Consider the following 11,080-nt stretch of genomic DNA (forward strand, 5'->3'; position numbering starts at 1 on the left):
GAACGACGCCCGCACCCGCCCGATACGAGGAGAGACTGTGACCGACGGTCCGCTGATCGTTCAGAGTGACAAGACGCTGCTGCTGGAGGTCGACCACGAGTCGGCCGACGCGGCGCGCCAGGCCATCGCGCCGTTCGCCGAGCTGGAACGGGCGCCCGAGCACGTGCACACCTACCGGGTGACGCCGCTGGCGCTCTGGAACGCGCGCGCGGCGGGACACGACGCCGAGCAGGTGGTCGACGCTCTGGTCAGCTTCTCCCGGTACGCGGTCCCGCAGCCGCTGCTCGTCGACGTCGTCGACACAATGGCCAGGTACGGCAGGCTACAGCTGGTGAAGCATCCGGCGCACGGCCTGACGCTGGTCAGCCTGGACCGCGCGGTGCTCGAAGAGGTGCTGCGGCACAAGAAGATCGCCCCCATGCTCGGCGCGCGCATCGATGAGGACACCGTGGTGGTGCACGCGTCCGAGCGCGGCCGGATCAAGCAGATGCTGCTCAAGATCGGCTGGCCCGCCGAGGACCTGGCCGGTTACGTCGACGGCGAGGCGCATCCCATCGAGCTCGATTACACCGGCGGCCACTGGCATCTGCGCGACTACCAGCAGATGGCCACGGACTCGTTCTGGGCGGGCGGCTCCGGTGTGGTCGTGCTGCCGTGCGGCGCGGGCAAGACGATGGTCGGCGCTGCGGCGATGGCCAAGGCCAAGGCCACCACGCTGATCCTGGTGACCAATACCGTCGCGGGCAGGCAGTGGCGGCGCGAGCTGCTGGCCCGCACCTCGCTGACCGAGGACGAGATCGGCGAATACTCCGGTGAGAAGAAGGAGATCCGGCCGGTCACCATCGCGACCTATCAGGTGATCACCCGCCGCACCAAGGGCGAGTACAAGCACCTGGAACTATTCGACAGCCGCGACTGGGGCCTGGTCATCTACGACGAGGTGCACCTGCTGCCCGCGCCGGTCTTCCGGATGACCGCGGACCTCCAGTCGCGCCGCAGGCTCGGCCTCACCGCCACGCTGGTGCGCGAGGACGGTCGCGAGGGCGACGTGTTCTCGCTGATCGGGCCGAAGCGCTACGACGCGCCGTGGAAGGACATCGAGGCGCAGGGCTGGATCGCCCCGGCCGACTGCATCGAGGTGCGGGTGACGCTCACCGACGCCGAGCGGATGTCGTACGCGACCGCCGAGCCGGAGGAGCGCTACAAGCTGTGCTCGACCGCGCGCACCAAGCTTCCCGTGGTGGAATCGATTCTGGCCAAACACAAGGATTCACCGAGCCTGGTGATCGGCGCGTATCTCGAGCAGCTCGACGAATTGGGTGAGCACTTGAACGCGCCGGTGATCCAGGGTTCCACGAAAACCAAAGAGCGCGAAGATCTTTTCGATGCGTTCCGGCGCGGTGAGATTCCCGTGCTCGTGGTGAGCAAGGTCGCCAACTTCTCCATCGATCTGCCGGAAGCTGCCGTTGCGGTGCAGGTTTCGGGTACTTTCGGTTCGCGGCAGGAGGAGGCGCAGCGGCTGGGCAGGCTGTTGCGGCCGAAGCAGGACGGCGGGCAGGCGCACTTCTATTCGGTGGTCGCCCGCGACACCCTCGACGCCGAATACGCGGCGCACCGCCAGCGTTTCCTCGCCGAGCAGGGATACGCCTATCGCATCACGGACGCCGACGACCTGCTCGGACCTGCCATCGGATAAGCGGAGGCAAATCCTCCGCAACGTGTGCTAGGAAAGAAACGTGCGACGCTTCGAATTCGCGGTGGACCGCAGGCATGCCCATGCGGTGAACGAAGTGTTCGCCGATCTGCGCCGGTTGCGCATCGCCGCGATCGCCGCTGCCGTCATCTCCGCCACCGTGACGGCCTATCTGATCTGGCTGGACCATCCGTGGTCCTACCTGCTCGCGGTCGCCTCGGCGCTCGGCACGGTGACCTCGCTGTGGGTGGCGCTGTGGGCACCGCACCGGTCCAGCATCGACCGGCTCTACGCCGACGGCGAACTCGTGCCCGCCGTGGTCTCGGAGACCTATCCGACCGGTGTCGTGCTGCTGGCGCTCGTCGACGTGTCGACACCCGAAGCGACCGATCCGCGCTACGCGCTGGTGACCCGCAAGGTGCGGGATCTGCCCGGTCATCGGAAGCGGGCGGGGGAGCGGGTGCCTTCGGTCGCGATCCGCACCGACCGCGCGCCGCGCCAGGCCGGCGAGCGCTTGCAGTCGGTGAGCGCCATGCCGATCGCCTGGGGGACCAGGGACGGCCGGGTCATCGAGCGGGCGCGCGCCGCCATCAGCGAGGTCGAATGGCGGCTGCTCACCGACAATCTCGCGCTCGCCGCACAGGTGCGCCGCACCTCGGCCAAGCGCCTGCTGCTCGATCCGCAGCAGCTGCCGGACGATCTCGGCAACTGACCCGGCCGGGCCGCGCGCGACACGCCGCGTCGGCGTGGCGGCGAATTACACTGCCCCGATGGTTCCCATGACCAACCTGTTGGCGTTCATGGCCGCAGCCACTGTCATCGTCGTCGTACCCGGTCCCGGCGTGCTGTTCACCGTCGGAAGAGCGCTGGCCCTCGGCAGGCGGGCCGCGCTGATCTCGGCCGTCGGCCATTGCCTGGGCGTGCTGATCTGCCTGATCTTCGTAGCGATCGGGCTCGGCACGCTGCTCGCCGCGTCGTCGTTGGCGCTCACCGTGGTGAAATTCGCGGGCGCGCTGTATCTCGTCTATCTGGGCGTCCAGGCGATTCGGGAGCGCAAAGCGTTGCGCGACGCGCTCGGCGCGGGCGTGGACACCGTCGCCGACGGACGCGTCTTCCGGCAGAGCGTGATCGTCGGGGTGACGAACCCGAAGGGCATCGTGTTCTTCTCCGCCGTGCTGCCGCATTTCGTCGATCCGGCCTCCGGTTCGCTGCCGTTGCAGTTCGTCGTCCTCGGGACGGTGTTCCTCGCCATCGCGCTGGTCTCCGACAGCGCGTGGGCGCTGCTGGCGGCCGCGGCCCGCAATTGGTTCGCCAGGTCGCCGCGTAGGCTCGAAGCCGTCGGCGGCGCGGGCGGCGCGATGATCGTCGGACTCGGCGCGTCGGTGGCACTCAGCGGCACGGCGGACTGAACCGGCTACCATCCACCTGCGCGGTACGTCGGTACCGAAATCGGGGTGCGGTGGAAAGGGGCGGTGGTCGAATGAGGTTGTCCGGCTTGGTGTGTGGCGTGGTGGCCGCCCTGTTGCTTACGGCAGCCGGGCCCGCGAACGCCGATCCGTTCGTCGGTGCTCCCGGCTTGGGCGATCCCTACTACCCGATGGACGGCAATGGCGGCTACGACGTGCGCCACTACGACGTCACCATCGATTACGACCCGCCTACCTATCAGCTCGCCGGCACCGCCCGCATCGATGCCGTCGCGACGCAGGCGTTGCGCGCGTTCAACCTCGACTTCGCCGGGCCGGAGGTGCGGATGGTCTCGGTCAACCATCAGCCCGCCTCCTTCGACCGCAACGGCGAGCACGAACTCACCGTCACGCCGCTGCTGCCGGTCCTGCCCGGACTGCCGTTCACGGTGACCGTCGACTACGCGGGCGAGATGACGAGCACCGTGGGCGAGGGCTGGACCTTCGCGCCGAGCGGCGGCGCGTTCGTCGCCGGTGAGCCGCACTCCGCGACCACCTGGTACCCGCTCAACGACACCGTGTTGGACAAGGCCACCTTCGCGCTGCACGCCACGGTGCCCGCCGAGTGGGAGGTCATGTCCAACGGACTGCGCACGCAGAACACGGTGGCCGCCGACAAGCGCACGGTCAGTTGGGAATCCCGCGTTCCGGTCCTCGGTTACCTGACCACCGTCGCCATCGACCACTTCAGCTTCCTCGATCAGTGGCGCGCCAACGGCACCCCGCTGCTGAGCGCCTTCGCGCCCGACGCCGAGCACAACAGGGAGAACGAGGAGCGGTTGCCCGAGATCCTCGATTTCGCCGAGCAGCTCTACGGGCCGTACCCGTTCGACGCCGGAGGCGGCATCTACGTCGACGCCGACATCCTGTTCTCCCTGGAGACCCAGACCCGTCCGATCTATTCGCCGCGCAGCGACCTGCAGACCGTGGTGCACGAGATCGCGCACCAGTGGTGGGGCAACGCGGTGTCGGTGCGGCAGTGGTCCGACATCTGCCTGAACGAGTGCTTCGCCAGCTACACCGCCGACTACCTGTGGCCGGAGCGGATGGAAGGCGAGGACGTCGACGCGCAGTATCGCGAGACCATCGCGAAGTGGTACGACGAGCAGCGTTTCTGGGATATTCCGCTGGAAAATCCCGGCGCCGGTTTCGAATTCACCTCGGTCTACTACCGCGGTCCGCTTTTCCTGCACGCGCTGCGCAAGCAAATCGGTGACGGCGTGTTCTTCGGTGCGATAAAGGAATTCCTCGCCAGGCACGCCTACGGAAATGCGTCGATGCCCGAGTTCCGCACCTTCGTGCAGTCGAAGACCGGGACGGATCTGACCGGATTCTTCGACGCGTGGCTGAACCAGACCGCACCGCCCGCCGACGAATACCTGTACCCCGGCGACCTGCGAATCTGACCCGGGTCAGTCGCGCACCCGCTCCTCCGCCCGCCGTACACCCCGCTGGGCCCGGTCGCGCTGGCGCTGCGCGGCGCGCAGCTGCTCCTGCGCGCCGCGTTCGGCGGTGCGGGCGAACTGCTTCTCCTGCTCGGCGTGCTCGAGTTCGGCGCGTAGCCCGGCGATCCTGTCCTCGATCTCGGTGCGCCGCGCCGCCGTCTCGTCGGCCTCCCGATGGGCGGAATCCAGTGCGGCTTCGGCGGATTCGAGGATGGCGCGGGCGTCCTCGAGGTCCCGCTCGGCCTCCGCGTCGCGCTGCTTCTCCGGCTTCTCGCGCGCCTTCTTCTTCGACGGCGCCGAGCCCCTGCCGTCGACCGCGACCAGCGCGGGACCGGCGGGCCCGAAACCCTCGTAGCTCGCGGCGGTGGCCAGCGTGCCGGTGCGCACCTGCTCGGCGACCTCCAGATCGGCAAGGGCCGCGGTCAGGGTCTGGCCCACCTCGCGCAGCACGCTTTCGCTCACCGGTTTGCCCGCCTCGCCTGCCAGCGCCCCCGCCTGCCGGGCCAGTGCGTTGACCACCTGTTGCCGCTGCGTGGTGAGGGTGCGCAACTGGTCGCCGGACAGCTTGCGCTGCGCCGTGCGCAGGGCGTCGCCGAGCCGGAGCAGGGCGTCCACCTCGTCCGGGACCGAGCGGGCGAGCATATTTACCGCCCACGCGGTCACCGTCGGCTTGCGCAGCTTGCCGATGGCGGACGCGAGCTCCTTGTCGCCGGCCTCTTTGGCCTCGGCGACCCGCGCGGCGCGCGCCGCGACGAACTCGGCGGGCTGCACCGCGTAGAGTTCGCCCGCGACGTCCTCGAGTGTCATAACCTGGCAAGCGTAACGACGCGCCGCCCTCGGGCGACACAGTCGTCGTATTGGACGAACGTCCACCAAGTGGGCGATCTGCGAGAGGCATTGCTAGTGAACTACTTTGGTCTGCAACTGCTCGGTCAACTGCTCCCGCGTGTGCTCGGCTTCGCGATCTTGGGGATGTACGGCGCCGGCTTCTGAGCCACGCCCCGACGAGGCTGATGCGGTCACCGCGATCGTGAAGGTATCCTCACCGCGTTCACGCCCGTGAACGTATTCGGTGAGAGAGGTTTTCCCGTGAAGTTCCCAGGAACGAGGCTGCTGGCACGTGTCGTGCTCGCCCTCCTGGCGGTGGCCGCGCTCGTGGCCGCGGTGACCGGCTGTTCTGCGATCGACGACGCGACCAAGTCCGACGTGGCCAAGACGAAGGTCGGTGACTGCATCAACATCACCGACAACTCGCCCACCGCCACCGAAGGCGAGCCGGTCGATTGCTCCTCGCCCAAGGCCGTGTACAAGGTGCACCAGAGCTTCGACCAGCAGACCGAATGCGCGTCGAAGGAGTACACCAGCTACACCGAGCAGCTGGCCAGCGGCGGCACCGCGTTCCTGTGCCTGGCGCCCAACTTCGCCCAGGGCAGCTGCTACAACGACGTGGGCACCTCGCCGTACAAGTGGGTGGACTGCTCCTCCACCGAGGCCACGTTCAAGGTCCTGCAGCGCGTGGACGGCCAGACCGACGAACTGCTCTGCGAGAGCGCCGAGGAGTTCATCACCGTCTCCGACCCCAAGACCCTGTTCTGCGTGGGCAAGCCCAACAGCTGATCATTCCAGCAGCGCGACCGACGCGATCCGGTGCAACGTGAAGTGCCGGACCGCGCCTGTCACCGGGTCCAACGCGTCGAGCTGCCCGTTGCCGACCTTCAACGGCTCGACGACGCGCTGCGACGCGACGCCAGAGGCGTCGACATAGCCGATGTTCACCGGCCGCCGCACTCGCGCCGCCAATTGCAGCAGCGCGAGGGTGGCGGCCGTGCTGGTTCTGGTGCCGTCCGTGCGCACCGACTGGCCAGAGCGGGCGCTGGCCGCGCGCTCGCCTGCCCTCAGCTCGGCGACGAGCAGTTCCAGCTGTTCGGTGCTCGGCGGCGTCGGCCGATAGGCCTGGCGCGCGTTAGGGCGCACCGCGATGCGGGCGCCGCGCCTGCGCAGATCGACGATCGCGCCGGCCGAATCCTCGCCCGCGGGCGCGAAACCGGCCGCGCGCAGCTGTTCGAGCACCTCGCCGAGCGGCGCTTGGGAAATCGCGACAGTCGGGGCCACCGCGCGCAGCACCAGCGCGGACGCGACCGGGGCGGCGAGCACCTGGGCGAGCAGCGTCGGGTCGTCGCTGCGCACGAACGACTGCGCCATGCCCGCCCGCAGCCTTCCGTGCCTGCGGGCCACGTCATCGATGAGATAGGTCAGCGCCTGCGGGATCGGTGTGCGAGAGTGCGTGGCGAACAGCGTGTGCAGTTCGGCGGCGGTGAGCCCGGCGTCGAGCGCTCTGCGCACCGAGGCCTCGCCGATCCGGTAAACCGTTGCCGCACCGGCCGATTCGACGTCGGCGACGAGCGCGACCCGCTGTTGTAGCTCGGCCGTCAGCGGGCCGGGCGCGATCACGGTCAGGTCGGCCTGCACCAGCACGTGGTCGACCGGGGCGGGCAGCGCCGTCTCCATGGCGGCCTCGGCGTCGGCCGCGCTGGTCACCCCGCCGTGCAGCAGCGCACGGGCAGGCGACCCGAGCGCGCCGCGTCCGACGAGACCGACCTCGGCCGCCTCGCGCACGGTGTTCTCCACCGCCTCGCGCCGGAAGTGCCTGCGCCTGCGCGGCTGCCGCCAGGCCAGGATGCGGCCGATGTCGGCGGGGTCGACGGCGGCGCCGGACGGATACTCGGCGAGCAGTTCGAGCACGGCGCGCCGGTCGCGCGGCGCGGTCGGGGTGCGTAGTTCCAGGGAGAGCGTGGCCAGCGGCTTGTCGTTGGCGTCGCGCATGCCGATCATCCACGGCATCCGGTCCAGGTCGAGCCACACCATGGCCAGCACCGTCCAGCGGCGGGCGGGCGGGCCGTCCAGCCAGCCGTCGGCGGCGGGGGTCGGTGCCCAGAAGTCGTCCACGGAGTCGTAATCCGGCGGCGGGTCCGGCTGTCCCTTCTCGATGAGCTTCGCGGCCGCGAGCAGCTCCACGAGCAGGCCGGCCCGCATCTCGTCGACGCCGGTCTGCTTGGCGATGCGGCGCAGTTCGCGCACACCGAGACCGCCCGCGCGCAGGGCGGGTGCGGGCGCTTGTCCGAGCGCTTCCAGGATGTCGGTGCAGTGGCGCATCAGCTCGCCGACCTCGCCCGCGGCGACGGCGTTGACCTCGGCAGGCGCCTGCTTGGTCAGTGCAGGCTTCGGGGGCATGAGGGCATGCGGGTGGGTCACCGGCTCGCGGCGCAGCACCTGGCCGACCGTGATCGGCAGCTCGACGGTCTCGTCATCGACGCGACGCAACAGCCGATGGGCGAGCAGCTGCTGCACCGGGCGGTCGGCGGGGGTGCCCGGTGCGGCGTCTCTGGTGCGGCCGCGCGGACCGGTGCTCGCCAGCTTCTCGAGCAGGACGCGTTCGGCGGGGGCGATCTCGGCCAGCGCCGCGGTGATCTCGGCTTCGGTGAGCGCGTCGGGCAGCTCGGTGCTGCTGCCCATCGGCCAGGGCAGCGCCTCGGCCGCGGCGGCGACCAGATGCAGGTCGTCACGGTCGAGCCAGACGAGTGCGCGGGCGGTCAGACGGTCGAGCGACTCCTCGATCGCGGCCTTGGTCGCGCGTCCTTTCAGTTGCGCGTGCAACGCTTTCCGGGTCAGCGGCGCGCTGTCGCCCGGCGCTCGGGTCGCGCCGTGCACCGCAAGCGTTTCCACGAGGGCGAAGTCGAGGGTGTTCAGATCGTCGGTGGCGCGCAGCACGGAAGCGCGCTGTTCGGCCCTCGCCGCGAGCACCGTCATCGAGGAGGGCAGCGGCACGGCGAGATCGGGCCGCAATTGCAGCAGGTGCACCAGTTGGTCATCGCTGCGCGCACCGAGCCACGCGGCAAGGGCACTGGTCACGGTCATCCGATCCAGCGTAGCTGTCCCGCCTCTCCGTGCCTAAGGCCAGACTCGGGTGCGGGGCTGGGTTGCGTTGGCGGCCGGCGGCAGGGAGGGGGCTGGGTTAGCCCGTCCCCGATGAGTTACCCGGACCGTGCGAAATCTGTCGTTGCGTCGTCCATATCGGCGGTCGCGCCGCGACCAGTTCTGCCGTCGGCGATCACCGATGTCCCCTACGTGACGACAGATCTCGTAAGGTCCGGGTAACTCACCGGGTACGGGCTAACCCAGCCCCTTCCTCACCGCCGGCCGCCAACGCAACCCAGCCCCGCCCCTGAGTCCGGCCTTAAACGCGGAGAGGCGGAACAGTTAGCATGAGGGCGTGGTGAACAAATCTAAGAAGCCCTATGTCGACAACGGTTGGCCCCAGGTGGCTGATGGTGATCACGCGGTCACCGAGCTCTCGTCGACCCGTTCCGGTGGACTGTCGCCCTATGGCGAGGACACCGAGTTCCCGGTCCCGGCCGAGCAGCTGGCCTACGTGCACCCCCAAACGGTGATCAACCGCTGATCTCGCCGATCACGGCCGTAGGTACGAACAAGGCCCCCGCATCCTCGTTGATGCGGGGGCCTTGTTCGTGAACAGGCGAAGCTCAGGAGGGCAGCAGGCCCTTGTTCGCCTCGTAGAAGTTCACGACCGTGGGGTCGAGCGTGACGCCATTTGCCTTGGCGGCGTTGAAGAAATCGAGTGCGGGCTGCGGGATCTGCACGCCCTGCTGCTGCACCGCGGCGATCGCGCGGTCGACGGCCTGGAAGATCTCCTGGTTGGCGTCGGCGGCCTGCGCCTGCTGCGGGGCGGAGGGTTCGGGGTTCCACCGCGGGGTTTCTGCGGTGGCCGGAGCGCTGCGCGGGCTCGGAGAACTCTTGAGTCCCAGCTTGGCCGAGCACGATGGCCAAGCGCCCCAGCCTTGCGAGGCCAGGACCTTTTCGGCGACGACGATCTGCTCTTCGCGGCTGGCCTGGTTGGCGGTGGCTGCGTACTCCTGGCCGCCGTGGGAGTTCCAGGTGCTCGGGGAGAACTGCAGACCGCCCTGGAAACCGTTGCCGGTGTTGATGCCCCAGTTGCCGCCTGCTTCACACTGCGCGAGGCGATCCCAGTCGGAGTCGGGAGCCGCGCTGGCGTTTCCAGCGAGGGCCACACCTGCGGTGCTGAAGATCGCGCCGGTGACGGCGACCTTGGCTACGGTGCGCCCGGTGGAGGTCGGCTTGCGATGGCGTCCACTCATATCGGGTGTCTTCCTCTCGTCCGCACCTGCGAGGTTTCGCTCGGGTTCGGACTGAGAGGTCGTCCGTCCCGCCCACGCCCCTGTTTCCGTCGGGGTCCGGTACCCGCGGGGCGAGGTTCGGTGCGGCGGGCCGGTGGTGCCGGGTGTCCCCGGCTGGGATAGACCGTACGTCGATCGGCGCGAAAAATCACTATTTGGTAACCGGCGTGTACCCGTCGGTCTCGATGTGGTCTCGGCGGGTGCGAAATCGCTTCTGCGCAGCTAGGAGCCGCGGCGGAGACACGGTTCTCGACCGTTGCCTGGCCGTGACACGTCTAAGATGTGACGAGGATCACACCGCAGATTGGGTAACGAACCGGGCGGGTACCCAGTTTCCGGTCATCTGGACCTGCGGCCGGACCAGAGCGCGAACACCAGCGCGCAGAGGAAGCCGACGGGCGTCAGCATCGCGAGCAGATACAGCCACAGTCCCGGCCGTCCATCGGTGAGTATCGGCGTCAGGAAGATCGCGATGATGGCCAGCAATCCGATCGCGAACAGGCCGAGCGCGAGCTTCAACAACCAATCTCCGGCGCGGCGCGGCGAGCTGCTCGGCGGCGGCGGTACGGGAGGGTTCGTCACCTCTCGACGGTAAAACTGATGTGCTTCGGTTATCGCCACCGGGGTAGACTTGATGATCGCGTCCTACAAGCTTGTGGGGCGCGTTCTTTTCGCAAACTGACAGGAGCTGCTCCCGGCGGAAATTTCGCCGCGCAGTTTCGAGCAGACGGGTGTGCTCGGACCGACCGGGTCCGGGTGTCGAACGATGAACGGGTGAGCGCAGTGCCGACCGGCAGGGTGAAGTGGTACGACGTCGAAAAGGGCTTCGGCTTCCTTTCCCAGGACGAGGGTGAGGACGTCTACGTCCGCTCGTCCGCGCTGCCCGACGGTGTCGAAGGCCTGAAGCCCGGGCAGCGTGTGGAATTCGGCATGGCCGCAGGCCGCCGCGGTCCACAGGCGCTGAGCCTCAAGCTGCTCGAAGCGCCGCCGTCGGTGCGCCAGGGCCAGGAGCGCGACCGCAACGCCCGCAAGGAGCCCGCCGGTCCGCGCCGCACGCCCGACGAGCTGCACGGGATGGTCGAGGACATGATCACCCTGCTGGAGACCAAGGTGCAGCCGGACCTGCGCAAGGGCCGGTACCCGGATCGCAAGTCCGCGCGCACCATTTCCGAGGTCGTCCGCGCCGTCGCGCGCGAACTCGACCACTGACGGACGCTCGCTCCATCGCGACGATCCGATCGCTGTCGTGACCGATCCGCCGGG

The 11,080-nt window shown here is 68.9% G+C and carries 11 protein-coding genes; 7 read left to right on the forward strand and 4 right to left on the reverse strand.

Annotated elements, in window-relative coordinates:
- Window positions 1-37 precede the first annotated feature (37 nt).
- The 4 genes from AB0H50_RS22005 (at window position 38) to AB0H50_RS22020 (ending at window position 4,565) form a co-directional block, all read left to right on the forward strand.
- Complete coding sequence (locus AB0H50_RS22005; protein ID WP_357455599.1) at window positions 38-1,696, forward strand: DNA repair helicase XPB; 1,659 nt, start codon at window positions 38-40, stop codon at window positions 1,694-1,696.
- A 40-nt stretch (window positions 1,697-1,736) separates the two neighbouring features.
- The gene (locus tag AB0H50_RS22010; protein WP_357455602.1) at window positions 1,737-2,405 is read left to right on the forward strand and encodes a DUF3239 domain-containing protein; all 669 of its coding nucleotides are present in this window, start codon (window positions 1,737-1,739) and stop codon (window positions 2,403-2,405) included.
- Between the two features lie 58 nt (window positions 2,406-2,463).
- Window positions 2,464-3,102 carry a LysE family translocator gene (locus tag AB0H50_RS22015; RefSeq protein ID WP_357455605.1) on the forward strand — a complete coding sequence of 213 codons (639 nt, stop codon included), beginning with the start codon at window positions 2,464-2,466 and terminating at the stop codon, window positions 3,100-3,102.
- A 71-nt stretch (window positions 3,103-3,173) separates the two neighbouring features.
- The gene (locus tag AB0H50_RS22020) at window positions 3,174-4,565 is read left to right on the forward strand and encodes a M1 family metallopeptidase (protein ID WP_357455608.1); all 1,392 of its coding nucleotides are present in this window, start codon (window positions 3,174-3,176) and stop codon (window positions 4,563-4,565) included.
- A 6-nt stretch (window positions 4,566-4,571) separates the two neighbouring features.
- Here the strand turns inward: AB0H50_RS22020 and AB0H50_RS22025 are convergent, their stop codons facing one another.
- Complete coding sequence (locus AB0H50_RS22025; RefSeq protein ID WP_357455611.1) at window positions 4,572-5,411, reverse strand: hypothetical protein; 840 nt, start codon at window positions 5,409-5,411, stop codon at window positions 4,572-4,574.
- Window positions 5,412-5,693: 282 nt separating this feature from the next.
- Between AB0H50_RS22025 and AB0H50_RS22030 the strand changes: the two genes are divergently transcribed.
- The gene (locus AB0H50_RS22030; RefSeq protein WP_357455613.1) at window positions 5,694-6,221 is read left to right on the forward strand and encodes a hypothetical protein; all 528 of its coding nucleotides are present in this window, start codon (window positions 5,694-5,696) and stop codon (window positions 6,219-6,221) included.
- On the opposite strand, the gene AB0H50_RS22035 is transcribed toward AB0H50_RS22030, so the two are convergent.
- Window positions 6,222-8,519, reverse strand: a complete 2,298-nt coding sequence (locus AB0H50_RS22035; protein WP_357455616.1) for a helicase-associated domain-containing protein — start codon at window positions 8,517-8,519, stop codon at window positions 6,222-6,224.
- A gap of 355 nt (window positions 8,520-8,874) precedes the next feature.
- Here AB0H50_RS22035 and AB0H50_RS22040 point away from each other — a divergent pair, with 355 nt between their 5' ends.
- Window positions 8,875-9,063 carry a hypothetical protein gene (locus AB0H50_RS22040; RefSeq protein WP_068056142.1) on the forward strand — a complete coding sequence of 63 codons (189 nt, stop codon included), beginning with the start codon at window positions 8,875-8,877 and terminating at the stop codon, window positions 9,061-9,063.
- A gap of 82 nt (window positions 9,064-9,145) precedes the next feature.
- On the opposite strand, the gene AB0H50_RS22045 is transcribed toward AB0H50_RS22040, so the two are convergent.
- Window positions 9,146-9,778: a resuscitation-promoting factor Rpf1 domain-containing protein gene (locus tag AB0H50_RS22045; RefSeq protein ID WP_357455619.1), complete on the reverse strand. Its 633-nt coding sequence runs from the start codon at window positions 9,776-9,778 to the stop codon at window positions 9,146-9,148.
- Window positions 9,779-10,156: 378 nt separating this feature from the next.
- On the reverse strand, window positions 10,157-10,399 hold the full coding sequence (locus tag AB0H50_RS22050) for a hypothetical protein (RefSeq protein ID WP_068056148.1): 243 nt from the start codon (window positions 10,397-10,399) through the stop codon (window positions 10,157-10,159).
- Between the two features lie 201 nt (window positions 10,400-10,600).
- Here AB0H50_RS22050 and AB0H50_RS22055 point away from each other — a divergent pair, with 201 nt between their 5' ends.
- On the forward strand, window positions 10,601-11,026 hold the full coding sequence (locus AB0H50_RS22055; protein ID WP_357456122.1) for a cold-shock protein: 426 nt from the start codon (window positions 10,601-10,603) through the stop codon (window positions 11,024-11,026).
- Window positions 11,027-11,080: the final 54 nt, after the last annotated feature.

It is taken from the genome of Nocardia sp. NPDC050793, from assembly GCF_040654065.1.
Taxonomy (GTDB): Bacteria; Actinomycetota; Actinomycetes; order Mycobacteriales; family Mycobacteriaceae; genus Nocardia.